Origin of the sequence: Catellatospora sp. IY07-71 (assembly GCF_018326265.1) — a bacterium.
GTDB lineage: Bacteria > Actinomycetota > Actinomycetes > Mycobacteriales > Micromonosporaceae > Catellatospora.
Window position 1 is genome coordinate 5627777 of record NZ_AP023360.1, and the last position, 25699, is coordinate 5653475.

30 protein-coding genes are annotated in these 25699 nt (G+C 72.7%); 17 read left to right on the forward strand and 13 right to left on the reverse strand.

From position 1 onward, the window contains the following. Positions 1–47 precede the first annotated feature (47 nt). The 3 genes from CS0771_RS24865 to CS0771_RS24875 are packed head-to-tail and all read left to right on the forward strand — an operon-like array spanning position 48 to position 2877. Positions 48–1247, forward strand: a complete 1200-nt coding sequence (locus CS0771_RS24865; RefSeq protein WP_212843252.1) for a cytochrome P450 — start codon at positions 48–50, stop codon at positions 1245–1247. Further along, entirely contained in the window at positions 1244–1471 is a 228-nt protein-coding gene (locus CS0771_RS24870) for a ferredoxin (protein ID WP_244871011.1), read from the forward strand. The genes CS0771_RS24865 and CS0771_RS24870 overlap by 4 nt, the downstream gene beginning before the upstream one ends. After that, complete coding sequence (locus CS0771_RS24875; protein ID WP_212843253.1) at positions 1468–2877, forward strand: sugar porter family MFS transporter; 1410 nt, start codon at positions 1468–1470, stop codon at positions 2875–2877. Before CS0771_RS24870 ends, CS0771_RS24875 begins: the two co-directional genes overlap by 4 nt. Before the next feature lie 9 nt (positions 2878–2886). On the opposite strand, the gene CS0771_RS24880 is transcribed toward CS0771_RS24875, so the two are convergent. Then, positions 2887–3654, reverse strand: coding sequence for a hypothetical protein (locus CS0771_RS24880; protein ID WP_212843254.1), 768 nt, complete (start codon positions 3652–3654; stop codon positions 2887–2889). 114 nt (positions 3655–3768) lie between these two features. On the opposite strand from CS0771_RS24880, the gene CS0771_RS24885 reads away from it, so the two are divergent. After that, positions 3769–3906 (forward strand): hypothetical protein, encoded by a 138-nt coding sequence (locus tag CS0771_RS24885; RefSeq protein WP_212843255.1) that lies wholly within the window; start codon positions 3769–3771, stop codon positions 3904–3906. Here the strand turns inward: CS0771_RS24885 and CS0771_RS24890 are convergent. Then, positions 3887–4228, reverse strand: coding sequence for a hypothetical protein (locus tag CS0771_RS24890; RefSeq protein ID WP_212843256.1), 342 nt, complete (start codon positions 4226–4228; stop codon positions 3887–3889). The two genes, CS0771_RS24885 and CS0771_RS24890, sit on opposite strands and share 20 nt — an antisense overlap. Positions 4229–4231: 3 nt before the next feature. Between CS0771_RS24890 and CS0771_RS24895 the strand changes: the two genes are divergently transcribed. After that, positions 4232–5188 (forward strand): hypothetical protein, encoded by a 957-nt coding sequence (locus CS0771_RS24895; RefSeq protein ID WP_244871012.1) that lies wholly within the window; start codon positions 4232–4234, stop codon positions 5186–5188. Between the two features lie 14 nt (positions 5189–5202). Further along, the gene (locus CS0771_RS24900; RefSeq protein WP_212843257.1) at positions 5203–5694 is read left to right on the forward strand and encodes an SRPBCC family protein; all 492 of its coding nucleotides are present in this window, start codon (positions 5203–5205) and stop codon (positions 5692–5694) included. Positions 5695–5749: 55 nt separating this feature from the next. On the opposite strand, the gene CS0771_RS24905 is transcribed toward CS0771_RS24900, so the two are convergent. The 3 genes from CS0771_RS24905 to CS0771_RS24915 all read right to left on the reverse strand — a co-directional run bounded on the left by CS0771_RS24905 (position 5750) and on the right by CS0771_RS24915 (position 8959). Continuing rightward, positions 5750–7747: a PQQ-dependent sugar dehydrogenase gene (locus CS0771_RS24905; protein ID WP_212843258.1), complete on the reverse strand. Its 1998-nt coding sequence runs from the start codon at positions 7745–7747 to the stop codon at positions 5750–5752. A gap of 131 nt (positions 7748–7878) precedes the next feature. Next, positions 7879–8472: a histidine phosphatase family protein gene (locus CS0771_RS24910; protein WP_212843259.1), complete on the reverse strand. Its 594-nt coding sequence runs from the start codon at positions 8470–8472 to the stop codon at positions 7879–7881. A gap of 52 nt (positions 8473–8524) precedes the next feature. Then, the gene (locus tag CS0771_RS24915) at positions 8525–8959 is read right to left on the reverse strand and encodes an NUDIX domain-containing protein (RefSeq protein ID WP_212843260.1); all 435 of its coding nucleotides are present in this window, start codon (positions 8957–8959) and stop codon (positions 8525–8527) included. Positions 8960–9040: 81 nt separating this feature from the next. Between CS0771_RS24915 and CS0771_RS24920 the strand changes: the two genes are divergently transcribed. Together CS0771_RS24920 and CS0771_RS24925 are read left to right on the forward strand one after the other, a co-directional pair. After that, the gene (locus tag CS0771_RS24920; RefSeq protein ID WP_212843261.1) at positions 9041–9520 is read left to right on the forward strand and encodes a hypothetical protein; all 480 of its coding nucleotides are present in this window, start codon (positions 9041–9043) and stop codon (positions 9518–9520) included. Between the two features lies 1 nt (position 9521). Next, positions 9522–10946 carry a glutathionylspermidine synthase family protein gene (locus CS0771_RS24925; RefSeq protein WP_212843262.1) on the forward strand — a complete coding sequence of 475 codons (1425 nt, stop codon included), beginning with the start codon at positions 9522–9524 and terminating at the stop codon, positions 10944–10946. On the opposite strand, the gene CS0771_RS24930 is transcribed toward CS0771_RS24925, so the two are convergent. The 3 genes from CS0771_RS24930 to CS0771_RS24940 all read right to left on the reverse strand — a co-directional run bounded on the left by CS0771_RS24930 (position 10939) and on the right by CS0771_RS24940 (position 12583). Further along, positions 10939–11295: a hypothetical protein gene (locus CS0771_RS24930; protein ID WP_212843263.1), complete on the reverse strand. Its 357-nt coding sequence runs from the start codon at positions 11293–11295 to the stop codon at positions 10939–10941. The genes CS0771_RS24925 and CS0771_RS24930 overlap by 8 nt on opposite strands. Positions 11296–11311: 16 nt before the next feature. Further along, positions 11312–11791, reverse strand: coding sequence for a nucleoside deaminase (locus tag CS0771_RS24935; protein ID WP_212843264.1), 480 nt, complete (start codon positions 11789–11791; stop codon positions 11312–11314). 120 nt (positions 11792–11911) lie between these two features. Further along, entirely contained in the window at positions 11912–12583 is a 672-nt protein-coding gene (locus CS0771_RS24940) for a DNA alkylation repair protein (RefSeq protein WP_212843265.1), read from the reverse strand. A 237-nt stretch (positions 12584–12820) separates the two neighbouring features. On the opposite strand from CS0771_RS24940, the gene CS0771_RS24945 reads away from it, so the two are divergent. The 3 genes from CS0771_RS24945 to CS0771_RS24955 are packed head-to-tail and all read left to right on the forward strand — an operon-like array spanning position 12821 to position 15336. Beyond that, a complete protein-coding gene (locus tag CS0771_RS24945; RefSeq protein ID WP_212843266.1) occupies positions 12821–14080 on the forward strand; it encodes a sensor histidine kinase in 1260 nt (419 codons plus the stop codon). Positions 14081–14084: 4 nt separating this feature from the next. Next, entirely contained in the window at positions 14085–14726 is a 642-nt protein-coding gene (locus tag CS0771_RS24950; RefSeq protein WP_212843267.1) for a response regulator transcription factor, read from the forward strand. A 43-nt stretch (positions 14727–14769) separates the two neighbouring features. Then, positions 14770–15336 (forward strand): hypothetical protein, encoded by a 567-nt coding sequence (locus CS0771_RS24955; RefSeq protein WP_212843268.1) that lies wholly within the window; start codon positions 14770–14772, stop codon positions 15334–15336. 80 nt (positions 15337–15416) lie between these two features. Here the strand turns inward: CS0771_RS24955 and CS0771_RS24960 are convergent, their stop codons facing one another. Continuing rightward, the gene (locus CS0771_RS24960; RefSeq protein ID WP_212843269.1) at positions 15417–15719 is read right to left on the reverse strand and encodes a putative quinol monooxygenase; all 303 of its coding nucleotides are present in this window, start codon (positions 15717–15719) and stop codon (positions 15417–15419) included. A 196-nt stretch (positions 15720–15915) separates the two neighbouring features. Between CS0771_RS24960 and CS0771_RS24965 the strand changes: the two genes are divergently transcribed. Continuing rightward, positions 15916–17403 carry an SDR family oxidoreductase gene (locus CS0771_RS24965; protein WP_244871013.1) on the forward strand — a complete coding sequence of 496 codons (1488 nt, stop codon included), beginning with the start codon at positions 15916–15918 and terminating at the stop codon, positions 17401–17403. 11 nt (positions 17404–17414) lie between these two features. On the opposite strand, the gene CS0771_RS24970 is transcribed toward CS0771_RS24965, so the two are convergent. Together CS0771_RS24970 and CS0771_RS24975 are read right to left on the reverse strand one after the other, a co-directional pair. After that, positions 17415–18305, reverse strand: a complete 891-nt coding sequence (locus CS0771_RS24970; RefSeq protein WP_212843270.1) for an arginase family protein — start codon at positions 18303–18305, stop codon at positions 17415–17417. Positions 18306–18429: 124 nt separating this feature from the next. Continuing rightward, the gene (locus CS0771_RS24975; protein WP_212843271.1) at positions 18430–19449 is read right to left on the reverse strand and encodes a hypothetical protein; all 1020 of its coding nucleotides are present in this window, start codon (positions 19447–19449) and stop codon (positions 18430–18432) included. Positions 19450–19464: 15 nt separating this feature from the next. On the opposite strand from CS0771_RS24975, the gene CS0771_RS24980 reads away from it, so the two are divergent. Then, a complete protein-coding gene (locus CS0771_RS24980) occupies positions 19465–20184 on the forward strand; it encodes a TMEM175 family protein (protein WP_212843272.1) in 720 nt (239 codons plus the stop codon). 7 nt (positions 20185–20191) lie between these two features. On the opposite strand, the gene CS0771_RS24985 is transcribed toward CS0771_RS24980, so the two are convergent. Further along, a complete protein-coding gene (locus CS0771_RS24985; RefSeq protein ID WP_212843273.1) occupies positions 20192–20530 on the reverse strand; it encodes a DUF3817 domain-containing protein in 339 nt (112 codons plus the stop codon). Positions 20531–20859: 329 nt separating this feature from the next. Between CS0771_RS24985 and CS0771_RS24990 the strand changes: the two genes are divergently transcribed. The 3 genes from CS0771_RS24990 to CS0771_RS25000 are packed head-to-tail and all read left to right on the forward strand — an operon-like array spanning position 20860 to position 23749. After that, positions 20860–22347, forward strand: a complete 1488-nt coding sequence (locus tag CS0771_RS24990) for an NAD(P)/FAD-dependent oxidoreductase (protein ID WP_244871014.1) — start codon at positions 20860–20862, stop codon at positions 22345–22347. Then, on the forward strand, positions 22344–23147 hold the full coding sequence (locus CS0771_RS24995; RefSeq protein WP_212843274.1) for a fatty acid desaturase: 804 nt from the start codon (positions 22344–22346) through the stop codon (positions 23145–23147). The genes CS0771_RS24990 and CS0771_RS24995 overlap by 4 nt, the downstream gene beginning before the upstream one ends. Further along, complete coding sequence (locus CS0771_RS25000; RefSeq protein WP_212843275.1) at positions 23147–23749, forward strand: TetR/AcrR family transcriptional regulator; 603 nt, start codon at positions 23147–23149, stop codon at positions 23747–23749. The genes CS0771_RS24995 and CS0771_RS25000 overlap by 1 nt, the downstream gene beginning before the upstream one ends. 37 nt (positions 23750–23786) lie before the next feature. Here CS0771_RS25000 and CS0771_RS25005 read toward each other — a convergent pair whose 3' ends face one another. Next, positions 23787–24572 (reverse strand): M23 family metallopeptidase, encoded by a 786-nt coding sequence (locus CS0771_RS25005; protein WP_212843276.1) that lies wholly within the window; start codon positions 24570–24572, stop codon positions 23787–23789. 235 nt (positions 24573–24807) lie between these two features. On the opposite strand from CS0771_RS25005, the gene CS0771_RS25010 reads away from it, so the two are divergent. Continuing rightward, on the forward strand, positions 24808–25569 hold the full coding sequence (locus tag CS0771_RS25010; protein WP_212843277.1) for a cutinase family protein: 762 nt from the start codon (positions 24808–24810) through the stop codon (positions 25567–25569). Positions 25570–25699 lie beyond the last annotated feature (130 nt).

The window sequence follows — 25699 nt, forward strand, 5'->3', positions numbered from 1 at the left end:
GACAGAGCCTTGTAATTTGGGAAGGAGTCGCGCCTAGGGGGTCTGTGATGACCGGCATGCTGGAGACGAACGTCCCGTCCTACCCGTTCGGCAACGACGGGCTCGATCCGCTGCTGCCGCACTTCGCCGAGAACGGCGACGGCGTCGGGCAGGTGCGACTGCCCACGGGGCAGCGGGCGCTCATGTTCACCCGGCACGACCACATCCGCGAGCTGCTGCGCAGCCCCCACTTCTCCAGCGACTTCACCCGGCCGGGTTTCCCGCTGATCCGTCCGCTGGCCGAGGACATGCCCCGGCCGGACGGCTCACTGATCCGGATGGACCCGCCCGAGCACACGAAGTTCCGGCGGATGCTCACGCCCGAATTCATGATCAAGAACATGCGGCCGCTGGAGCCGCTGATCCGGCAGACCGTCGTCGACGCCATCGAACGGCTGCGGGCCGCCGGGCAGCCGGCCGACCTCGTCGAGCACTTCGCGCTGCCGGTGCCGTCGATGGTCATCTGCCACCTGCTCGGTGTGCCGTACGCCGACCACGACTACTTCCAGGAGCGCAGCCGCACGCTGCTGGCGTGGAAGACACCGCCCGAGCAGGCCCGTGCCGCGATCGAGGACCTCCGCGGTTATCTGGCGGGGCTGATCGAGAAGCGCCGCCGTGACCCCGGCGACGATCTCATCAGCCGCCTCGCCACCGAGCGGCTCGCCGCCGGCGAGCTGACCGTCGACGAGCTGGTCGGGCTGTCCACGCTGCTGCTCATCGCCGGGCACGAGACGACGTCGAACATGCTCGGCCTGAGCACGATGGTGCTGCTCCAGCAGCCCGATCAGCTGCGGCAGCTGCGCGAGCGGCCCGAACTGGTGGACGACACCGTCGAGGAGCTGCTGCGCTATCTGACCATCGTGCGCACGGGCCTGACCCGGGTCGCGGTCGGCGACACCGTCATCGGCGGCCATGCCGTCAAGGCGGGGGACGGGGTGATCGCCCTGCTCTCGGCGGCCAACCGGGACGAGGACGTGTTCCCGGACGGGGAGGAGTTCGACCTGCATCGGGGCTCGCACCAGCACATGGCGTTCGGGTTCGGCATCCACCAGTGCATCGGGCAGCCGCTGGCGCGCGCGGAGCTGCGGATCGCGCTCGCGGAGCTGTTCGCGCGGCTGCCGGCGCTGGCACTGGCGATCGACCCGGCCGACGTCGAGTACCGCGACGCGGTGGTGTTCGGCGTGCAGCGGCTGCCGGTGACCTGGTGATCGACGGGCTGCGGGTCGTCGTGGACCGCGACGCGTGCTGCGGGTCGGGCAACTGCGTGCGCACCGCGCCCGAGGCGTTCGACCAAGACGATGCCGAGGGGCTGGTCGTGCTGCGCCAGCCCGAGCCGCCGGAACGGCTGCACGGGGCGGTGCGGGAGGCGGCGTACAACTGCCCGGCCGGTGCCATCGAGGTGGTCGAGCAGCGTCCGGGTGGTGCGGCTTGACCACGATCACCCCGTCCCGGCGCAGGTCGCCGTGGCTGTTCTTCGTCGGCGCCGTGGTGATGCTCGCCGGTCTGCTGTTCGGCTACGACCAGGGCGTCATCGGCGGCGCGCTGCACGGCATCGAGGACACGTTCCACCCCAGCACGCTCGTCGTCGAGATCATCACGAGCTGGGTGACGCTGGGCGCGCTGGTCGGCGCGCTGGTCGCGGGCTCCATGACCGAGCGGATCGGCCGCCGCTGGAGCATCATCTGGGCGGCGATCCTGTTCACCATCGGGGCCCTGGTGGAGGCGCTGGCCCCGAACACCGGCGTCATGATCGTCGGCAGGCTCGTGGTCGGGTTCGGCGTGGGCGTCGCGTCGATGGCGGCGCCGCTCTACGCGGCGGAGATGGCTCCGGCGCGGCTGCGCGGCCGCTTCGTGTCGATGTACCAGCTCGCCATCACCTTCGGAATCCTCATCGCCGACATCGTCGACCAGGTGCTGTCCTCGGGCAGCCAGTGGCGGCTCATGCTGGGGCTGTCCGTGCTGCCGTCCATCCTGCTGGTGCTGGCCATGTTCCCGCTGCCCGACTCGGCGACGTGGTATCTCAAGGCGGGCCGGCGCGACGACGCCGCGGGCGCGCTGCGCAAGGTCCGGCCGGGCGAGGACGTGCAGGCGGACCTCGACGGCATCGCCGCCAGCCTCGGCGAGTCGCAGGCGACGTGGCGGGAGGTGTTCGCGGCGAGGTGGCGGGCGCCGCTGGTCGTCGGCATCGGACTCGCCGTGTTCCAGCAGCTGACCGGGGTCAACGCGGTCATCTACTATTCGGACAAGATCTTCGCCGCGGCGGGCTTCAGCACCCCCGCCCAGCAGACGGCCGCCACCACGTGGTCCATCGGGGTGGTCAACGTGGTGGCGACGTTCATCGCCATCGCGTTCGTGGACCGGCTGGGCCGTCGGCCGCTGCTGTTCGCCGGCCTGATCGGCATGGGCCTGGCGCTGCTGGTGATGGCGGCCTGCTTCCGCTACCTGGAGCAGCCCACCACCGCGACCTCGCCGCCGAGCCACAGCCCCAGCGACGCCGGGGTCATCCTGCTGGTCGCCATGGTCGTGTTCATCGCCAGCTTCGCGTTCTCGCTCGGCCCCGTGGTGTGGACCGTGATCAACGAGATCTATCCCGCCGCGGTGCGCGGCCGGGGCGTCGCGATCGCCACGGCCGCCAACTGGGGCGCCGCCTGGCTGGTGACACGGTTCTTCCTCACCCTGGTCGACGCGATCGGGCAGTCGGCCACGTTCGTGCTGTTCGCCGTGGTCTGCGCGATCACCTACGTGTTCGTGTGGCGGCGGCTGCCGGAGACCCGCGGGCGCACCCTGGAGCAGATCCAGCAGATGTGGGTGGACCGCGAGCCGGCCAAGGCGCGCTGAGCCGCAGGTTCAGGCCCAGGGCAGGCGCAGCGCCTCCAGTTCCGGGTCGGCGAGCACCCGCTCGACGAGTCCGGCCGGTCCGCTGACCTTGGTGCCCCACAGGTCCCAGTCGGACCAGGTCACCCACGACCGGTCCACCGGCCACAGGTTCGCGGGCGAGCCGCTGCCGAGCTCGTGGTCGTACAGCTCCGCCGCGTGCCCCAACACCCCGGTCAGCACGTGCCCGCGCTGGTCGACCGCCGCCCCGGGCGCGAGGTAGGCCAGCACCGGCGTGTCCGCCCCCGACCAGGCCACCAGCAGCTCCAGCAGCCGCACCCAGCCCTCCCGGTCCAGCGACCCCTCAGCGGGCGGCTCGATGCTGGCGGGCCAGCTGGCGTCCGGATGCGACCCTGGCAGGCTGCGGAAACTCGGCTTGGTGCCGGGCGTCACCACGGGCTCGCCGGTGCGCGCGGCGAGCTCGGCCCAGCGCAGCCGCCGCCAGCCCGGCCCCGGGTGCTGGGACCGGCCCAGCGCGCCGCCGGTGTCGACCACGCCCCACTCGTCGAGGTTGATCCCGCCCAGCAGCTCCGGCTCGACCAGGTCCGCGTCGAGCAGGCTTTCCCGGACCTGCTGGTGGGTGGTCTCGGTCGGGCCGGACTCCCACTCGTACATGGCGTGCAGGATCCACGCCGCATCCGGCCGGGGCCCAGGGTCGTAGCCGGTCCACTCGCCGCCGGGGCACAGCTCGGCCAGCCAGCCGGCCTCGTCGAGGTGCGTCTCGCGCCACCCGTCGCTCATGGCTCATCACATCACACGATCGCCCCGCGGTGCGGGCGCCGTGCGCGGCGGACGGCCGATTTGGACGCCCGTTCGGCCGAGGGACGCCGGGCCGAAGATCGGGATACTGGACCGATGCCGAGTATCCTCGCCGATGTCGCCCCGCAGCCCGAGGCGCTGCAGCTGGGCACCGCGCTGCTGTGCGTCTGCGCGGTCGCCGTCGTGGCCGCGATCGTCCTGGTCGTCGTGCTGGTCAAGCGCTCGCGCAAATGAGCCCCGCGGTGACCGAGGCCGCGTTCGCGAGCACCGCGAGCACGCCCAGCAGCGGGTCGCGCCGCCGCAGCCACCAGGCCAGCAGCCCCGCCTCGGCCGCGCACACCGCGACCTCCGCGAAGACCAGCATCAGCGGGTACGCCGGCCGTCCCGTCCACGGCCCGAGCAGCCACCACAGCAGCGGATGGGTCACCAGGTTGACGCCCAGCGCCGACCACAGCGCCGTGCGCGGGCGCACCTGCCAGCCCCGGCGCAGCGCGACCGCGTACACCGGGATCTCGACGGCCAGCGTCAGCGCGAGCGCGGCCGGGTAGGGGAACACCGGATGACCGTAGCGACCCTGCCCACCCCGCGCACCCCGGCGCCGCCGCGCGCGGACCTGCTCGCGCTCGGGTTCGCCGCCTGCGCGGCCGCCGCGCTCGCCGCCGCCCTGCGCGCCCCGCTGGCCACCACGGTGCTCGGGCTGATCGCGTTCGGGGTGCTGCACAACGTGCTGGAGCTGCGGTATGTCGCGGGCCGGTTCGCGCACGTGCTGACCGGGCGGCTGCTGTGGACCGCGCTGGCCCTGGTCACCGCGATCGTCGGCTGCCGCCTGCTGGCGCTGCGGGTGCCCGAGATCGTGCTCTGCTACGGCGTGCTGGCCGCCGGGCTGTGGCACGCGCTGCCCCGGCGCCGGCTCGCCCCGGCGCTGGCCGGGCTGGCGGTCGCGGCCGCGGTGTCGCTGAGCTGGCCGGCGTACCACTTCGTGGTCCTGGCCCATCTGCACAACGTGGTGCCGCTGTTCTTCCTCTGGGAGTGGTCGCGGCGGCTGCCGGGCCGCGAGCGGGCCGTGTTCCGCGCCGCCCAGCTCGGCTGGGTGCTGGTGGTGCCCGCGCTGCTGCTGGCCGGGGTGTTCGACCCGCTGCTGGCCGACGGCTCGGCGGCCGTGGTCGCGTTCGCGGGCACCCCGGAGTCGCTGGCCGCGCCGGTCACCCCGCCGGGGCCGGCCGCCGGGCTGCGCTTCCTGGCCGTGTTCGCGTTCCTGCAGGCGATGCACTACGTGGTGTGGCTCGGGTTCCTGCCGCGCTACGCGCCGGACGCGGCGGCGGCGTTCGAGCAGCGGGTGCCGTGGCTGGCCGGGTGGCGGCCGTGGGCGCTGGGCGCGGGTGCCGCGCTGGTGCTCGGGATGCTGTTCCTGGCCGACTACGGCCAGGGCCGCACGCTCTACCAGGCGTTCGCCAGCTACCACGCGTACCTGGAGTTCCCGGTGCTGCTCGCGCTGCTGTCCGGCGTGCGCCGGTAAGGCAGGATGGGCCGATGCCCGTCGTGGAGGCCGTCGCGGTCGTGCCTGTGCCGCCGGAGGTCGCGTTCGCCGTGTCGCAGACCACCGGCGAGACCCGCTACCGCTGGGATCCGTTCGTACGCCGCCAGCAGCTGCTCGACGGCGCGGCCCGGCCCGGCAAGGGGGTGCGCACGTTCACCCGCTCTCGGCACGGGCTGTCCATGGTCAGCGAGTACGTCTCCTACGCCCCGCCGACCAACGTGGGCATGAAGATGGTCCGCGGCCCGTGGTTCTTCGAGATGATGGCCGGCGGCTGGCGCTTCGCCCCGGCACCCGAACCCGGCCACACCATCGCCACCTGGCGCTACCACTTCCGCACCCGGCCCGCGCTGATCCGCCCGCTCGCCGACCGGATCGGCGTCTGGCTGCTCGGCCGCGACATCCGCCGCCGCATCCAGGGCTTCGCCCGCGGCTGCCAGGACCCGGCCGTGCTCGCCGCCGTCGCCGCCGACCGGCCCCACCAGTGATCGAAGCTCCCGCCATGCCGCTGCGGCAGCGAGGCGGGAGCTTCGATCGAGATGCTCAGCCGAGGGCGACGTGCAGGATGCGCTCGTTGCTGTTGTTCGGCACGCTGTCCTTGTCGCCGGTGTTCGACGTGGTCAGCCAGAGGCCGCCGCTCGGTGACGGCTCGACGGTGCGCAGCCGCCCGTACGTGCCGACGAAGTACGACTGCACGTTCGTCAGGCTCGTCCCGCTGATCACGCCCCGGTACAGGCGGGTGCCGCGCAGGCAGGCGACGTACAGCGCGTCCCGCACGATCGCGATGCCGCTGCACGAACCCTCGGACGTGGGATAGGTGCGCTTGGGCGCGATGAACCCGGCCGTGCCGCAGGTGCCGCTGGTGCCCTCGCAGGCGGGCCAGCCGTAGTTGCCGCCCCGCTCGATCAGGTTCGTCTCGTCCATCACCGAGTTGCCGAACTCCTGCTCCCACAGCCGGCCCTGCGCGTCGAAGGCCAGTCCCTGCGGGTTGCGGTGGCCATAGCTCCAGACCAGGTTGCCGAACGGGTTGTCGGCCGGGACGCTCCCGTCCGGGTTCAGCCGCAGGATCTTGCCTTCCAGGCGGGTGCGGTCCTGCGCCCAGTTGCCGTTCTGCGCGTCGCCGGTGGCGGCGTAGAGCTTGCCGTCCGGGCCGAACCGCAGCCGCCCGCCGTCGTGGTACTTGTTGCGCCCGATGCCGCTGACCAGCACCGCGAGGCTCGCGGTGTCGAGCCGGTCGTTCACCACGCGCAGCCGCACGATGCGGTTGTCGGTGGGCGAGGTGTGCATGACGTACAGCCACGGGTTGCTCGCGAAGTCAGGCGCGACGGCGATGCCGAGCAGGCCGCCCTCGCCGTCGGTGCTCTGCGCGTTGGGGATCGTGCCGAGCGTGGTCTTCGCGCCGATGGTGGGGTTGAGCCGGATCACGTCGTGGGCGTCGCGGCGGGAGTAGAGGATCGACCCGTCGGGCAGCGTGGCCAGGCCCCACGGGATGTCGGTGTCGGTGGCGACCTGGGTGACCGTGCAGACGGTGCAGCCGCCGGTGGTGGTCACGTTCGCGGTGTTGCTGTTCGGCGAGGTGTTGCCCGCCGCGTCGCGCGCGATCACGTGGTACTGGTACGTCGTGTTCGCGGCCAGGCCGCTGTCGATGAACGTGGTCGCGGGCGGGTTGCCGCTCACCGTGCCGACGGCCGTGCCGTTGCGATACACGACGTAGGCGCGTACCCCCACGTTGTCGGTCGCGGCGGTCCACTGCAGCGTGACGGTGGTGCCCGAGGCCGCGCCGGTCAGCTGCGCCGGGGCGGTGGGCGGCGTCGTGTCGACCTGGCACTGCGGCGGGGTGATGGTCACCGTGCTGCTGGCCTGCGACACATTGCCCGCCGCGTCGCGCGCGTTCACGTACAGGCCCCACGTGGCGCCCGGCAGGACCGTCAGGTTCGCCGACAGTGTGCTGCCGCTGACCGACGTCATCTGCTGCCCGTCGTGGTAGATGTCGTAGAACGCGACACCCACATTGTCGGTGGACGCGTTCCAGGCGAAGGTGACCGAGTTGCAGGTCAGGTTGCTGGTGCGCGGGCTGCCGGGCGCCGTCGGCGGCTGGGTGTCGGCCGGCGGCGGCGAGGACGGCGTGACGACGCCGGTGCAGGTGACGCCGTTCATGGTGAACACGGTGGGGACGGGGTTGCTGCCCGACCAGCTGCCGTTGAAGCCGAACGCGGTGCTCGCGCCGGTGGCCAGGGTCCCGTTGTAGGGGGCGTTGCCGACGGTGACCTGCGCGCCGGACTGGGTGAACGTGCCGTTCCACAGCTGGGTGACGCGCTGCCCGGCGCCGAACGACCAGCCCACCTGCCAGGAGCTGACCGGGTCGCCGAGGTTGGTGAGGCTGACGTTGGCGCCGAAGCCGCCGGTCCACTGGCTCGACACGGTGTAGGTGACGCGGCAGCCGGGGGCGGCCTGCGCGGCGCTGACGGCGGCCACGGCACCGGCCGTGGCCAGGAGGATGGCGGACAGCAGCACGGCCGTCCGTCTTCTTACTGAGGTCATCGGAGTGTCTCCATGCGGTCGTGACGCCGTAGCGGCGCGTATGCCCTGACACGCTCGGCGTGTGGCGAAGACTCCCGATTGGAGACTAAACGTGCGAAAGCCGCCGCACAAGGCGACGAGCTTCGTCGATGTCAGACGTGCAGGGCCGGGGGCACGCCGGTCCAGCGCACCGGCTCCGGCAGGTGCGACACGTCGTTGAAGGTCAGCAGCGCGGGCGGGCGGCCGTCGCGGTAGGCGAGCACCGTCACCCCGCAGTTGGCCTGGTTGATGCCGATCCAGCGGGCGGGCGGGGCGTCCAACGCCTGCCGGACCAGCCACGCGATCAGGAAGTTGTGCGTGACCACCAGCTCGCGGGTGTCCCGCTCGGCCGGGCGGGCGAACCGCTGCTCGGCCGCCGCTGCCAGGGCCGCGCCCGCGGCGACCTCCTGCTCGGTGTACCCGTCCAGGAACGACGCGTACGCCGCGGGCAGCTCCTCCCGTGCGGGCCGGTGCGGCACGTAGTCCCCGGCCAGCGCCGACTCCGCGACGGGCACGCCGGGCAGGTGCGCGGCGATGAGCCCGGCGGTCTGCGCCGCGCGGGTCACCGGGCTGTGCCACAGGCCGCTGAACGGCACCCCGGCCAGCCGCTGCCCGGTCAGCCGCGCCTGCTCGCGCCCTGCCTCGGTGAGCGGACCGTCCTCGGCCGCCTCGCCGTGCCGGACCAGATACAGCAGCCGGGTCGCCATCGTCGTCCTCCCGTCGGGCAGACGATGATCATAAGGCGTGCCGGGCGTCCGCTCAGTCCCGTGCGGCGAGCCGCGCGTACTCGTCGGAGGCGAGGAACTGCGCCAGCGCCACCGCCGTGCCCGGGGTGAACTCGCGGCCGTCGAGGATCTCCCCGGAGGGCACGAAGATGATCGCGGCACCCTCGCCGACCACCACGTCGTCCTGCACCGCGCTGGTCGGGCCGTAGAAGTAGTGCTTGAGCCGGTTCGTCGCGGGCAGCGGCTGGGACAGGAACAGCCGCAGCGGCTCCTCCGGCCGCAGCGCCGTCTCCTCCAGCAGCTCGCGCGGCGCGGCCTCGGCCGGCGTCTCACCGGGCTCGACGTGCCCGCCGGGCAGGCCCCAGATGTTCGGGTAGTGCGGGGCGTGCTCGTCACGCAGCTGCAGCAGCAGCGCACCGGAGCGGTCGACGAGCATCACCGCGGCGAGTTCCACTGGGGCGTCGGTCATCGGGCCAGCGTAAGCCACATCCGGACCGGCTTGACGGACCCTGCCACAGTGATGGGCCACACCGGCACGGGGAGAGGGCAGATGGCGGCAGGACGGCTGAGATCACGTGACGTGGCGCTGGGCGCGGCGTTCCTGGGGCTGGCGGCGAGTTCGCTGGCCTGCGGGTTCGGGCCGGAGCCGCCGGACGAGCCGTACTACCAGCCCAACTACGGCTCCGGCGGGTACACCGACCCGGCCTACGTGCCGCCGCCCGCGGTGGACACCGTCACCGAGGAGACGTACGTCTTCTACTGCGTCGACGAGACCGAGCTGATCGTCGACGCGACCAACTGCGACGCGAGCGTCGCCCTGGACGAGAACTGGCCTTACTTCCTGGCGTTCGCCACCTTCTACGGCCGCAACCTGCGGGTCGGCACGCGGCTGCCGTCGGGCGGTGACATGTTCAGCGCCGCCGACACCGAGGCCCGGCTCGGCTGGGGCCTGCCGTCGCGGATCACCAACGGCAGCACCGTGCGCTCCGGCATCGTGGGCGGCACCAACACGGGCACCGTGGGCAGCTGAGGTGCGCCGGATCCACCACGGCACGCCCCGGCCCGGCTGGGCGGACACCAACCGCGCACTGGGCCTGGTCTTCAACGACACGGTCACCGAGGACGGCACCGTGCAGTCGTACTGGCGCGAGGGCCCGTTCTACGACTTCGACCTGGACGAGATCCTGCTGCTGGAGCAGGCCGCCGCGACGCTGCACCGGATGTGCGTCGCGGCGGGCGACCACCTCGTCGCGGGCTGCCCGCGCAGCGACCCGGCGGTGCGCCGGGAGGCGTACCTGACCTCGGTGTGCACCCCGGACACGTGCCTGCTGGCGCGGGCCGGGGTGCCCGAGTTCACCCACGAGCAGGTCATCCGCACCTGGCACGACGCCAGCCCGCAGGCGTGGACCCACTCCGACAAGGACCTGTTCGGCACGCACGCGCACACCCGGCAGAGCGCGGACTTCTCGCCGAGCGTCTACGGCCGGTTCGACCTCTGGTACGGCGGCCGGGGGACCACCCCGAAGCTGCTGGAGTACAACGCGCAGACGCCGACGTCGCTGCTGGAGGCGGCGGTGGTGCAGTGGCGCTGGCTGGAGCAGACCGGGCACACCCACCACCCCGAGCGGCAGTGGACCAGCGTGCACGAGCGCCTGGTCGAGGCGTGGCGGCGCAACCTCGGCGAGCTGGTCGCCGCCCGCCCCTGGCTGCCGCAGCGCCCCACGGTGTACTTCGCCTACGACGGCACCGAGGCCTCCGGCGAGGACCTGATGACCGCGGGCTACCTGGCCGAGACGGCACGCCAGGCCGGATACCCCGTCGAGCTGATCGAGGTGGACCGGATCGGCGTCGACATGGCCGACGGGCGCATCGTGTACGAGCCCCGCAAGGGCGCGCAGGCCCGGCCCATCGACGTGATCTTCCTGCTCTACCCGTGGGAGTGGCTCTGGCACGAGGAGGGCGGCCGCCCGATCTTCGCGGACATGGCCGACCCGAACAAGCGCGGCACGGTGTGGCTCGAACCGCCGTGGACGGCCGCGCTGTGGTCCAACAAGGCGCTGCTGCCGGTGCTGTGGGAGCTGTACCGCGACGACCCGGTGCACCGCGAGCTGCTGCTGCCCGCGTACTTCGGCGACGCGCGGCCGGTGGGCATGACCAGCTACGCCCGCAAGCCGATCTGGTCGCGCGAGGGCGCCAACGTCGAGCTGGTGCGCGAGGGCACGGTGCTGGCCAGCACCGGCGGCGACTACGGCGACGCGGGCATGATCTGCCAGCAGCTGAGCGAGCTGCCGACGTTCGCGGGGCCCGGTGGGCCGTACCATCCGGTCCTCGGGGTCTGGATGATCGACGGCGAGCCGGCCGGGATGGGCATCCGCGAGGGGGCCGGCACCGACGGCCTGATCACCCGCAACGGCGCCTGCTTCGTGCCGCACACGATCGGCTCACAGCTCAGCTGAACTGGTCGCGGGCCGGGGGCAGCTCCTCCGGCGGGGTGTAGTCACCGGCCCGCTCCGCCAGCAACTGCCCGAACACGCCGCTGAACGCGCCGCAGTCCCGGCACAGGAAGTTGTCGTCGAGCGGACCGCCGCAGTAGTCGCAGCGTCCCTTGTCGCGCGGATCGTGGAACACCCGCAGCGCCTCCACCAGCGCCTTCACCACCGGCTCGGACAGCGCCAGCCGCTCCTCGCGCCCGTCCACCAGCAGCGTCAGCTCCTGCACGGCGGGCGCGGTGCGGTCCAGCGCGTGAATGCGCCGCACGAACTCACGCAGCGCGGTCAGGGCGTCCTCGGACGGGCGTAGCGCCACCCGCGCACCTCCTCGATCAGGCGAGTCCGTTCAGCCTACGGTGCAGCGTGCGCAGCTCGCCCGCCAGCTCAGGCGCGGGGCCGTCCACCGCGATCCCCGGCGCGACCTGCTGGATCGGCAGCGGGCGTACCGGCCCCGGCGGCAGCCCCATCTCCTCACGCCACGCGGTGAGCTGCTCGGACGAGCCGGCGTACACGATCCGTCCCAGCCCCACCCACGCGTGTGCCGCCGCGCACATCGGGCAGTGCTCGCCCGAGGTGTACACCGTCGCCAGCGCCCGGTCCGCCGGGCTCAGGTGCTCGGCCGCCCACCGCGCGATCTCGAACTCCGGATGCCGCGTCTGATCCCCCGACGCGACATGGTTGTGGTCCTCGAACAGCACCGTCCCGTCCGCGCCCACCAGCAGCGACCCGAACGGCTCGTCCCCGACCTCCAGCGCCAGCGTCGCCAGCTCCACACACCGCCGCAGGTACATCAGATCCGTCTCGTCGACCACTGCCCGCTCCGTCCGTCCGCTCGTCAAGATCGCTCGATTTGCCTGGCACATCGGCGTACTCACGCTCAAGATTCGCACAAGTGCCGGGCAAGTTGCGCGATCTTGGCGGGGCGGGCGCGGCTACGCGGCCTGCTGGCGGCGGACGATCTCGGTGATCCAGGTGGGGGCGAAGGGGGAGGTGCAGCCGGGAGGAGTGGGGTAGTCCTTGAGGACCTCCAGGCGCTCGCCGATGTCGAGGGCGCGGGCGCGGTGCTCGGGGTGGTCGATGCCGATCTGCGCGAGGCAGTGGTTCATCGCCCACTGCAGCCGGTCCGGGGCGCCCTTCATCTCGGCCTCGATGGTGTCGAGCAGGCCGGGCAGGTCGAGACCGGCGGGCTGCTTCGCGACGCGTTCGGTCGTCAGCGCCCACCCGGCACTGGCCACCACCGGATCCGGGTCGGCGAACCAGGCCACCCGCAGCTCCTCGGCATGCGGGCTCTTCTTCACCACGTGGTTGACCAGCCAGTCGTGCACCTTGGGCGCACGCGCCTCGCGCAGCATGGTGTCCAGTTCGGCCCGCTCGAACGCCTTGGGGCGGCAGATCAGCAGGGAGAGCAGCCTGGCTGCGGTGTCGCCGGTCGCCCACAGCGCTCGCGAGAGTTCCTGCTGCGTCTTCAGCTGCTTCGCGAGGGCGCGCAGCTTGCCGAGGTTCACTCCGTGGTCGTCGCCGTGCCGCTCGTTCACCGCGCGCGCCTTCGGGTCCTCCAGCGCGGCCAGTTCGGCCATCACCTGGGCCACCGTCGTCTCCGCCACCTCGGTCTCCTGTCCGTCACGCGGGCGTCAGCCTACGAGGAAAGCACGGACGAGCACGCCGGCGGTAGTCGACGGGGGGCGGCGCGTTCCGCAAGGAGTACGCCGACGCGCCGAACACGCTGGACACGCCGGCGGTGGGGGACCTGCCCGCGTCGTTCGTGGTGGGGCTGTCCCCACCATCACTTCGGCGGGCAGCGGGATGGGCTCCCGCCGGGCCGGGCGCATAGCGTCTGCGGCATGACGATCCTGCAGCGGCTCGGCCGCGACGCCGCGTACAACCTCCCGGGTCTGCCGCTCGCGGTGGTCTCGTTCTCGCTGGGTGTGACGCTGTTCGCGGCCGGGGTGGGCACGCTGGTGACGTTCTTCATCGGCGTCGCGGTGCTCGCGGCGGCACTGCTGACCGCCCGGGGCTTCGCCGACATCGAGCGGGTGCGCCTGCAGGCCCTGTACGGCCACCCGGTCCCGCGCCCCCGCTACCGCACCGCCGAACCGGGCGCGGGCTGGATCCGCCGCATGATCACGCCGCTGCGCCAGGGCCAGGGCTGGCTCGACCTGCTGTGGACCGTGCTCAACCTGCCGATCGCGATCATCGCATTCGTGCTGACGGTCACCTGGTGGGCGACGGCGCTCGGCGGCCTCACCTTCTGGTTCTGGGGCCGCTTCCTGCCGGAGGACGACGGCACCGACGTCGTCCTCGAGCACGTCTTCGGCGCCGGCACCTCCGTGACCCGCACCTGGTGGTACACGATGATCGGTGTGTTCGCGCTGCTCACCGTGTACGCGGTGCAGCGCGGCGCGGCGATGCTGCACGCCGGGTTCGCCTCGCTCCTGCTGACGCGGCTCGCGCAGCTGCAGGGCCGCCTGGACGACCTGGCCGAGGGCCGCGCGGCGGCGGTGTCGGCCGAGGCGGTGGCGCTGCGCAAGCTGGAGCGCGACATCCACGACGGGCCGCAGCAGCGGCTGATCCGGCTGGCCATGGAGCTGTCCCGGGCCCGCCGCCAGCTCGCCGACGATCCGGGTGCCGCCGCGTCGACCATCGACGGCGCGCTCGGCCAGGCCAAGGAGACCCTCGACGAGCTGCGGGCGCTGTCGCGCGGCATCGCCCCGCCGATCCTGGCCGACCGGGGCCTGGCCGCCGCGCTGACCTCGCTGGCCGAACGCTGCACCGTCCCGATGGAGCTGGACCTGGCGGTCGACGGACGGCTGCCCGCGGCGACCGAGAACGCGCTCTATTTCGCCGCGGCCGAGGCGCTGTCCAACATCGCCAAGCACAGCGGGGCCGCCGCCGCCCGGCTGGAGCTGACCGCGCAGGATGGACGGGTGTACCTGATGGTGACCGACGACGGGGTGGGCGGCGCGCACCTGGCCAAGGGCCACGGCCTGGCCGGGCTGGCCGACCGGCTGCGCGCGGTGGACGGCGAGTTCGCGGTGGACTCCCCGGCGGGCGGCCCGACGATCGTGGTCGCGCAGGCCCCGGCGACCGTGCCGGTGGCGTGAGCTGATGCGGGTCGTCGTCGCCGAGGACAGCGTGCTGCTGCGCGAGGGCATCGTCCGGCTGCTCGCCGAGTCCGGGCACGAGGTCGTCGCCGCGGTCGGCGACGGGCCCGCCCTCGTCGCGGCCGTCGCCGAGCACGCCCCGGACGTCGCGATCGTCGACGTGCGGATGCCGCCCACCCACACCGACGAGGGTCTGCGCGCGGCGGTGCGGGCCCGCCGGGACGCGCCCGGCACGCGGGTGCTGGTGCTGTCGCAGTACGTCGAGCTGGCGTACGCCGACGAGCTGCTCGCCGACGGCCGGGGCGGGGTCGGCTACCTGCTCAAGGACGCGGTGGTCGACGTGGACGGCTTCCTGGACGCGCTGGCGCGGGTCGGCGCGGGCGCGACGGTGCTCGATCCGCAGGTGATCTCGCAGCTGATGCTGCGGGGCAGGAGGGACCCGGTGCGGGAGCTGACGCCGCGCGAGCGCGAGGTGCTGGAGCTGATGGCGCAGGGCTGGTCGAACACCGCGATCGGCCGCCGGCTGTCGGTCGGCGACGGCGCGGTGGAGAAGCACATCGGCAACATCTTCGCCAAGCTCGACCTGCCCCCGGACGCCGACCAGCACCGCCGCGTGCTGGCCGTGCTGGCGTACCTGCGCTCCTGAGGGACGGAGCAACCTCCCACCCGCGCCGCACGTCTTGACAGGCATGAATCGCGTATGGCGTACCGCGCTCACCGCCCTGGTCTTGGCGTTCCTGGTGCCGGTCCTGGTGCTGGCCTCGGCGGCGGCAGGACTCGCGCCGCGGCACTGGTCCGGCATCCCGTTGTCGGGATGGGACTTGGCCGTGATCGAGTTCAAGCCGGAACAGGGCACGCTGACCGAACCGCCCGGACAGCCCGACCCGGTGGTCGACGGGATCATCGCGATGGACGACCCGGGCGTGTTCATGGTGGTGCCCCTGCACGACGGATCGGTGTACGTCGCGTCCAGGAGCCTGCGGCCGTCGCTGTTCCTCGGGCTGGGCAGCCGCTTCGACGCGGACCAGGTGAGCGTGGTGTGGTCGCCGCTGATGGGGAACATCAACCCCGACGCCGGCGACCGCGGCCCCGCCCGGACCTTCTGGCAGCGCACCGAACCCCTGGCCACGTGGGTGACCCTGATGGTCGGCTTCCCGTGGCAGCTCGGCGCCGGCCTGCTGCTGGCCGCCGGCTGGCACGTGTTCGCGGCCCGCCGCCGCGCCGCCCGGGTCGCGCGCGCCGTCGCCGTCTCCTGACCGGCTGGTGTCGGCATGCCGCGCCACAACTTCTGGGTTGTACCTACATCCCGGATGATGTGGCCGCCGCACGGGTGGAGTCAGCCCGGCAGCTTCGCGGCCAGCACCTGCACCTGCCGGATCTCCGGCGGCTTGGCCAGCAGCTGTCCCGCGTGGCCCATCAGCGCGCCCGCGATGTCGCCGTCGAGGTGGGCCTGCAGCGCGTCCGCGTCGCCGAACGCGTCGAAGATCCCGAACGTCGACTCGTCGACGCGGAAACAGAAACAGGCCACGGTGCCGCGCTCGGCCTGGGCCAGGGGCAGCGCACCGGCGAGGAACGAGGCGACCTCGTCCTCCTTGCCGGGTGCGGCGTGCAGCGTCGCCAGCAGACCGACCGTCACCATGTGCCGCCCCCGAAGCCGATGGATCGTCTGGTATGCACCCTATGCGGCTGCTTCGCCGCGCGGCACGGAACGCCGAGGTGGATCAGGAACCTGTGGCCGCGACACACCGCCGAACCGTGCCATAAGTTCATGATCAACGGGGTTGATGGCGGGTGATCGCGGCCGGGTGGGGGTGGGGGCGGCATAGGGTGGGGGTGTGGCGGAGTGGGCTGCCGGGGGCCGGCGCGTGCTGGTGACCGGGGCGACCGGGTACATCGGCGGGCGGCTCGCCCCGCGGCTCATCGAGGCGGGGCACCAGGTGCGCTGCCTGACCCGGTCCGCGGCGCGGCTGCGCGACGTGCCCTGGGCGTCGCAGGCGGAGATCGCCGAGGCGGACGTGCTCGACCTCGGGGCCACCCGCCGGGCCCTGCGCGGCGTCGAGGTGGCCTACTACCTGGTGCACTCGCTCGGCTCGCCGGGCTTCGAGCAGATCGACCGGCGGGCGGCGCAGACCTTCGCCGCGGCCGCCCTGGCCGAGCGCGTCAAACGCATCGTCTACCTGGGCGGCCCGGCGCCTGAGCCGTCGGCCGACGGCTCCGCCGCCTCGGCGCACCTGCGCTCCCGCGACGAGGTCGCGGCCATCCTCACCCACTCCGGGGTGCCGACGGTGACCCTGCGCGCCGCCGTGATCATCGGGTCCGGGTCGGCGTCGTTCGAGATGCTGCGCTACCTCACCGAGCGGCTGCCCGTCATGGTGACGCCGCGCTGGGTGAGCAACCGGATCCAGCCCATCGCGGTCCGCGACGTGCTGCACTACCTGGTCGGCTGGGCCAGCGTGCCCGGGGACGTGAACCGGTCCTTCGGCATCGGCGGCCCCGACGTGCTGACCTTCCAGGAGATGATGCAGCGGTACGCCCACATCGCGCACCTGAACCGGCGGGTCATCATGCCGGTGCGCACGCTGTCGCCCTGGCTGTCGTCGCAGTGGGTCGGCCTGGTCACCCCCGTGCCCGGAGCCATCGCCAAACCGCTGGTGGAGAGCCTGATCCACGAGGCGGTGTGCCACGAGCACGACATCAGCCGGTACGTCACCGACCCGGCCGGCGGGCTCAAGCCGTTCGACGAGGCGGTCCGGCTGGCGCTCGTCAAGATCCGTGACGCGGACGTGGAGACCCGCTGGTCGACGGCGACCTGGACGCGCGCCGCGGCCGAACCGCTGCCCACCGACCCGGACTGGTCCGGCGGCAGCGTCTACATCGACCACCGTACGCAGCAGGTGAAGGCCCCGCCCCGCGCGCTGTGGAACGTGGTCACCAGCATCGGCGGCGAGAAGGGCTGGTACTCGTTCCCGCTCGCCTGGTCCGCGCGGGGCTGGTTCGACCGGGCCATCGGCGGGGTCGGGCTGCGCCGCGGCCGCCGCGACCCGGTCCACCTCTACACCGGTGAGGCGCTGGACTTCTGGCGCGTGGAGAAGATCGAACCGGGCCGGCTGCTGCGGCTGCGCGCCGAGATGATGCTGCCCGGCCGCGCCTGGCTGGAGCTGCGCGTCTGCGACGACCCGCAGGGCAGCCGGTACGAGCAGCGCGCCGTGTTCATCCCGCGCGGCCTGGCCGGTCACCTCTACTGGCGCTCGATCTCCCCGTTCCACGCGATCGTCTTCGGCGGTATGGCCCGCAACATCGCCCGCGCCGCCGAACGCTACTGATCTCCGGCGGGTCAGCCGGCGAGGACGTCGCGGAGTAGGTCGACCAGGGCGGCGGCGCTGGTGCGGGCCGGGTCCTTGGCGGGGTTGTAGCAGGCGACGGAGAGGCCGACCATGGCGTCGGCGGCGGTCAGCGGGCGCATGAGGTCGCGCAGGTCGGGTAGGCGCAGGCCGCCGGGCATCAGGTAGTCGGTGGCGGGGAAGGCGCGCTCGTCGAGCACGTCCACATCGAGGTGCACCCAGTACGGGCCGCCCTGCTCCAGCACGTCGCGCGCCTGCTCGCCGGAGTCGGTCATGCCCTGCTCGTGCAGGTCGTCGGGGGTGGACTCGGGCGGGTAGCCGAGCTGCTCGGGCAGCACCGAGCCGTACTCGACCGCCTCGTGCCGGTCCCGTGCCCCGAGCAGGCGCAGCCGGTCCGGCGTGACCAGCGGCCCGCCCACGGCGTCGACCCATGCGGCCGGCCCGTGCCCGGTGACCACGGAGATCGGCATGTCGGCCGGTTCGCCGGTGGGCGAGGTGCGGCCGTCGTACAGGTCGAGATGCCCGTCCAGGTACGCCAGCCCGATGCCGCCGAGCGCGTCCCGGGCCCCGGCCAGCGCGGCGGGCAGCAGGGTGCAGCAACCCCCGACGATCAGCGGCCGGTCACCGGCGGCGACCAGGTCACGGACGGCGCCGCGCACCGTGTCGGTCATGGACCGCACCGACGGCCAGGCGATCACGCCGGTGTGCTCGTCGCGTGCCTTGCCGACCAGGCGCACCGCCAGGTCCCCCGCGTCCCTGCCCCCGACGGCGGAGACGAGCCCGGCCTCCCGCAGCACGCCGGGCGACAACTCGGTGCCGGACGGGGCGTCGCCCGCCTCCGGCACCCCGACGCAGTCGATCGGCACGCCCACCACAGTGATCACGCCATCGATTCTCGCCCCCGGCTCCGGCGCCGGTCTGCCGGAATGCCGAGATCGGCGCGCAGGTGAGGCTGTCCGGTGAGGCCGAACGAGGTGATCTGCACCGACGCCGGCGGACAGGCGGTGATCAGTCAGCGGCCTCCGGACAGGCACGGGGATACACCGGGTGCTCCGGCTCCGCGCCGGTGAGCAGCCGCAGCACCGCCGACAGTTCCGCCCGGGTCACCGCCGTGCGGATGCGGTAGTGCGCCATCGTGTCCGGACCCGTGTACCGGGCGCGTGTCCGGGAGTCCCCGTAGATCAGCGTGAGGTTGTCGTCGACGTCCTCGGCGACATACGGCGACCAGTGGTCGACGACCAGCTCGGCCAACAGGCTCCGGCAATCCGTTCGGCCGAGCGCCGGAATCTCGACTCCGGCCGCGCACCGCCTGATCTGCTCCTCGATGCGGTCCGCCCACAGTTCCAGCCGCCAGCCCGGCCACCACGACTCCCACTGTTCGGCCAGGCCGACCAGCGGTATTGACGTGGTCCACAGGCCGGCGGTGCGGCTGGCGGGGTCCAGGTGCAGCCCGGCGACAGGCATCTCGGGGCACTCGGTGACCCGGCCGACGTCGCGCAGCTGATCGAGGATGGCGGGGCCGAGCCGCCAGGGCTCGTTCGCGCGCCAGCTCAGGGCGTAGGCTGCCGTGTCACCTACCGACACGAGGTACTTCAGCCGCGGCTTGGCGGCCTCGTCCGGCCGGTCCGACCAGAAGAGCTCGGTAGCCGGTTCGGCGGGGCTGCGTACCTCTGCGAGGTCCTCGCCCAGGTACGTCACGAAGTCGCCGATGCCGTCGTAGGCCCAGCAGACCTCCCAGCCGGGCCACATCCGCGGCGCGACGTCGAGCCATGCCGCACGTGCCCGCGGCGAGCGAGGGGTGGCGAACGCCATCAGCACCCGGTCGTCCCAGTCCACGAGCAGGCCCCCGTCGAGCCGATCCTCCTCGTACCAGCCGCCCCCGGCATCCTCGGCGTAGACCGCCAGGAAACGGTCGGTGACCTCGGGGCCCATGATGCTCACCTCGAGCACGTCGTATGCGCCCAGGTGGTCGGCGAGCACCTCGTACTCGCCGTCGCGGACCGAGACCCAGTTCGCCCTCATCGCCATGGCCGCCGAGGGTAGATGATCGAGGACGGCCTGTCCGTCCCGGAACCGGCCTGCTGGGACGGCCCGGCGCCGTATCGTGATCATGTGGCCCGGGACACCTCCGCGCGCGTCTGGGGGCGCGACACCGTGGAGTTCGGCCGGGTGACCGCGTTCAGCGACGGCCTGTTCTCGATCGCGATGACGCTGCTCATCGTGGAGGTGACCGTGCCTCACCTGGTCGACAAGGAGAGCACCCGGGAGCTGGCGCAGCAGCTGGCGGACCTGATCCCGAACTTCGTCGGCTTCTTCATCTCGTTCGCGATGATCGGCCGCTACTGGGTGGCCCATCACAAGATGTTCAGCGTGCTCCGCGGCACCGACTACGGCCTGATCGTCCGCAACCTGTTCTACCTGGCCTTCATCGCGTTCCTGCCGTTCCCGACGGCGCTGCTCGGCGACTACTTCGGCAACCCGCTGGCCGTCGTCGCGTACGCGGTCGTGGCCGGGACGGTCAGCACGCTGGAGGTGGTGCTGATCCGCCACGCCTGGCGGGCGAAGCTGCTGCGGGTGCGGGTCACCCCGGCGGTGATGCGGTGGGCTTCGATCATGTCGCTGTCGCCGGTGGTGGCGTTCGCGGTGTCGATCCCGGTGGCGTTCGCCAGCAGCGTCGCCGCCGTGGTGATCTGGTTCCTGCCGCTCGTGTTCGGGATCTTCACGGCCCACCGGGCGCCGGCGGGCGCGGAGGTGTTGGAGTGAGCCGGGCTCAGCGAGCCGAGGCGACCGCGGGCTCGGCCTCGGCGGGCTCCGCGACGGCGTCCCGCTTGGCGACCCAGCGCTCGAACAGCAGGCCCAGGAACGGCGGGATCGACGCGGCGCCGCCCACGACCAGGCGGCCGAAGCCCCACCGGTGCACCTTGGCCGTCCAGAGCATGGTGGCCAGGTAGAACACGAACATCGCGCCGTGCACCCGACCGAAGACGAACACTCCGATGTCGTTCTTCACCACGATGTACTTGAAGAACATGCCGATGAGCAGGCCCACCCACGAGATGGTCTCGGCGATGGCGGCGTAGCGGAACCAGCGGCCTGCGGTGCTCGACATGGACTCTCCCGGCGGTCGGCGTTGACGGAGCTGATCGTAAAGCCACGTGGACCCGGAAGTCCGGGCTCGCCACGCGGCTGTGACCGCGGCAACCCTAGGCCATGATCCACGAAATTGCCTGGCAGACGTGCGAAAAGAAGCTGAAGATCCGCCCGACTGCCGGGCAAGTCGGGCGATCTTGGTGATCGGGGCATGGGATTGACTCGATCTCCGGGTCGCTCTACTTTGAACATGTGTTCAGAACAGATGTTCAGAATCACGTCGCTCCCACGGGATTCGCGCGGCCGCCCGCGGTCGCCTCCCGCCGGGAGCTGCCGGGACGCCGCGACGTGGCGGTGCTCGGGGGTGGGCTGGCCGGGCTGGCCACCGCGCTGCGGCTACAGGCTGCGGGACTGTCCACGATCGTGTTCGAGGCGCACGGGCACGCCGGCGGCTGCGCCGGCTACTTCCGGCACCGCGGCTTCTCCTTCGACGTCGGCGCGACCACGCTGGTCGACTTCGCGCCCGGCGGGGTCGGCGCCGAGCTGCTGACCGCCGCCGGGATTCCCGACCTCGACGCCGAGCACCTGCCCGGCTACGTCGCCTGGCTGCCCGACCGCGTCGTCACCCTGCACCGCGAGCAGCACCGCTGGCACGCCGAGCGGCTGCGCGCGCTGGGGGACACCCGGGCGCACCGGCGGTTCTGGGCCGAGCTGGACCGGCTCGCCGAGGTGTTCTGGGCGGCCAGCCGGTCGGGCATCCGGCTGCCGATCCGCACCCCGGCCGACGCCGTGCACGACCTGCGCGCGGTCGGGCTGCGGCACCTGCCGCTGGTGCGCCACCTGGGCCGCACCATGGGCGACGCGCTGCGCGCGCACGGCCTGCGCGATCAGGACTCGCTGGTGGCGCTGCTGGGCATGCTGGTCGAGGACACGGTGCACAGCACCGTCGACCGGGCGCCCCTGATCAACGCCGCGCTCGGGGTGACCATCCGCGGCGCGGGCCTGTCCCGGCACCGCGGCGGCATGCACGGCTTCTGGCGTACGGTCGTGGCGCGCTACCGCGAGCTGGGCGGCGACCTGCGCACCGGCTGCCGGGTGGAGCGGGTCGCCGGGCGGGAGGGCGCGTTCACCGTGCACACCGCGCGCGGCACGGTCGCGGCCGGGGCCGTGGTCAGCGCCCTGCCCGCGCAGGTCACCGCCGAGGTGACCGCGGGCACGCCGGTAGCGCACCGGCTGCGGCCATACCTGGAACGCGACGAGCCCGACCTCGGCGGGGCCGTGGTGGTGTTCCTCGGGGTGCCCGAGGAGGAGGTGGCCGGGCAGGAGTTCACCCACCACCAGCTCATGCAGGATTACGACCGGCCGCTGGGCGAGGGCAACAACATGTTCGTCTCGGTCTCCGCGCCCGGCGACACGGTCAGCGCCCCGCCGGGCCACCGCGCCGTCATGATCTCCACGCACACCGAGCTGGCCGGCTGGCGCGCCCTGCCCGAGGCGGCGTACGCCGAGCGCAAGCGCGAGATCGGCGAGCGGCTGGTGGAGCTGACCCGCCGGGTCTACCCGGGGCTGGGCGAGCGGGCCGTGGTACGGCACGTCGGCACGCCGCGCAGCTACGAGCGGTTCACCTGGCGGCCCGGCGGGGCGGTGGGCGGGGTGCGGCAGACGCTGCGCAACAGCAACCAGTCCGCCGTGCCGCACCGCTCCGGTCTGCCCGGGTTCTGGCTGGTCGGCGACTCGACCTGGCCGGGGCTGGGCACCGTCGCCTGCGTGCTGGGCAGCCGCATCGTCGCCGACGACGTGCGCCGCCACGCCCGCGTCCACGGAGGTGTGCGATGAGGGGCGGGCTGCCCAGCCTCGGGGAGGTCGGCGCGGACCTGCTCGCCGTCTCGCCGTGGCGCACGCGGCTCGCGCTGGTCCGGCCGTACCTCGGCATCGGGGTCTTCGCCCTGGTCTGCTGGGCGGGCTGGTGGTGGCTGACCCCGCTGGTGGTGTTCGGGATCTTCGTCGCCGTGGTGACGGTGACCCACGACGTGGTGCACCGGGCGCTGGGGCTGTCCGCGCGGCAGTCCGACTGGGCGCTGTTCCTGATGGGACTCGTGCTGCTGGAGAGCGGCCACGCCTACCGGTCCACGCACCTGCAGCACCACCGGCTGTTCCCCAGCGACGAGGATCCGGAGGGCTACCCGGCGAACCTGTCGTTCCTGGGCGCGGTCGGCTACGGGCCGGTGTTCCTGGTCCGGCTGTGGTGGTGGTCGTGGCGGCGCGCCCGCGGCGACCGGGGGCTGCGGGCCTGGCTGCTGGCGGAGGCGGCGATGCCGTTCGCCGCGGTGGGCGGCGGGGTGCTGCTGTGGCCGGTCACGCCGGGGCTGCTGGTATATGCGGTGATGGCGATCGCGGGCTCCTGGGTCTACCCCTTGCTCACGGTGTACCTGCCGCACCACGATTACGGCGACGAGCCGCTCACCCAGACGCGTACGCTGCGCGGGCGGGTCATCCCCGCGATCTTCCTCGAACTGACCTACCACCTGGAGCACCATCTGTACCCGCAGATCCCCAGCCACCGGCTGCCCGAGCTGGCCCGCCGCCTCGACCCGCACCTGTCTGCGGCGGGCGTGCGCCCCATCCGGGTCATCTGATGCCCCGTGCCGACACCCGGGCGCGGGTGCTGCAGGCGGCCGTACACACCCTCGCCGCCGAGGGGTACGGCCGCTGCACCGCCCGCGCCGTGGCCCGGACCGGCGGCTTCGCGCCCGGCGTCATCTACTACCACTTCGCCGATCTCGACGACCTGTTCGTCGCGACCGCGCAGTACACCAGCGAGGCGCGGCTGGCCCGCTACCGTGCCGAGCTGGCCGAGGTCGCCACCGCCTCCGACACGCTGGCCGCGCTGCGCCGCCTCTACGCCGAGGACGGGTCCGCCGGGTACATCGCCGCCGTGCAGGAGCTGGTCGCCGCGGCCAACGCCAACGCCCGGCTCGCCGAGCAGGTTAAGGCGCAGACCGCCCAGTGGCAGGACTTCGCGGCCGGGATCATCGAGCGCCTGCTCACGGGCACGCCGCTGGCCGAGGTGATCCCGGTTCGCGAGGTCGCCACGGCGGCGGTCGCGCTCTACCTGGGCATGGAGATGCTGTCCCATCTGGAGGCCCACCGCCTCGGCCCGGACGCCCTGTTCGACGCCGCGGAACGGTTCGCGCCGCTGGTCGACGCCTGGCGGCTGGGCCTGCTGTCGGGGCAGTGAGCCCGCCGGGGTGCGGCCGGCGGGCTCACTGCCCGGTTCACGCGGGGACGGTGCCGTTCAGGTAGGCGTTGATCTGGTCGATCTCCAGGGCGTTGAACACCTCCGGCTGGGCGGCGGCCTGGTTGGAGTTGATGATGCGCTTGAACAGGTTGTAGTGCGCCATCGAGCGCAGGCCGATGACACGGTTCGGGGTGACCAGGTAGCCGGTGCCGCCGGTGCTCCAGATGAGGTACATCAGTCCGTCCTTGGTGAGAATGGAGGGTGGATTGCCGGGCGCCCCGGCGTACGGCGCGCCCGCGAGGATCGACTCCGGGTTGTGGTACGCGCCGTTCTGGGTGATCTCCAGGTGCAGGTGCGGCCCCGTCGACCGGCCCGTCGAGCCGACGTTGCCGAGGTGCTGCCCGGCGGCGACCTGCGTGCCGCTGCCGACCACGGGCGCCTCGCGCATGTGGCCGTAGAGGGTGCGCCAGCCGTCGGCGTGGGTGACCGTGGCGTAGTGGCCGAAGCCGGCGGCGTTGTAGCCGACGCTCACCGTGCCCGCGGCGCACGCCCGGATCGGGTAGCCCAGGATGCCGCTCGCGCTGTAGTCGGTGCCGTAGTGCATCCGCGACTCCCCGGTGATCGGGTCGGTCCGCATGCCGAAGCCGGCCGTGATCGGGATCCACTTGTCGAACGGCCGGTTCCACGCGGGTGCGGCGTACGCGGCCTCGGCGAGCCAGGCTTCGGGGATGACGCCGACGGCGAGCGCGGCGGTGATCATTCCGAGCAGGTGCCGCCGGTCCGTGCCGCGCGGCCTCGCTGGGTGCTCAGGTGATGTCTGCATTGGCGGGTGCATACCGTTCCTTCTGCTGCCGACGATGGCGACGGGGGTTCCCACAGGATCGCCGCGCGCCTTCACACATCGGCCCACACAAGCCTCATGCGCCCAGCTCCTGACCTGCTCGCACGGGCTTCCCGCCACGTCTGTGCGTGCGATGTACTTCGATGTACGCCGAATGTGCGCCGTTCTCCGGCTCCCGCGCCACGATGTGACCACACACACCCCCAGGAGGTCGCCGATGCGGCAGACACGTCCCCGACCGTTCCCGCCGAGGCTGCGCCGCGCGGCGCGGGCCACCGCGCTGGCACTGGCCACCCTCACCGCGGCCGCGGCCGTCGCCACCCCCGCGCACGCCGTCAGCTCCACGGCGACCTGCCCCGGCGTCATCGTCATCGGCGTCCGCGGCACCAACGAGGCCGCCGGCACCGGTGGCAACACCTACCAGTACGCCAGCGGCGGCTTCGGCGGGCGCCTGAACCTGACCTCCAGCGCCGTCATCGAGACGTCGTACACCGCGCGCCGCATCGGGCTCAAGTACCCGGCGACCGCCATCGCGCCGATCTACCCGGTCAGCCAGGGCACCGGCACGGACAACCTCAAGAGCCTGGTCACCTCGCTCGGCAGCACCTGCTCGTCGGCCACCAGGTTCGTCCTCGTCGGATACTCGCAGGGTGCGCACGTCATCGGCGACGCCCTGGCCAGCGACTCCAGCAAGCGGATCGCCGCGGCCTACCGCAGCCGCATCGCCGCGGTCGTGTTCTTCGGCGACCCCACCTACCGCAAGGGCGAGCCGTTCAACGTCGGGGGCGCGACGGGCACCGGCACCTGGCCCCGCGCCGCCGGTGTGCTGAGCGAGTTCAACAGCCGGCTGCGCTCGTACTGCTACGCCAACGACAAGTGGTGCCAGAACGCCAGCGACCCCAACGACGTCCACGGCACGAAGTACCAGACGTCGACGGTGCAGACCGCGGCGAAGAACTTCATCCTCTCCAAGCTCTGACCGACCGGCCTCCCCGTACCAGCTGCCACTAACCCATCCTCCTAGGACGGCCTAGGCGGAGTCACCCTCTCCACTGTGATGATCGCGGTCTCGTGTCGAAACCTCTGGTCAGAGCCCACCTCTCGACACG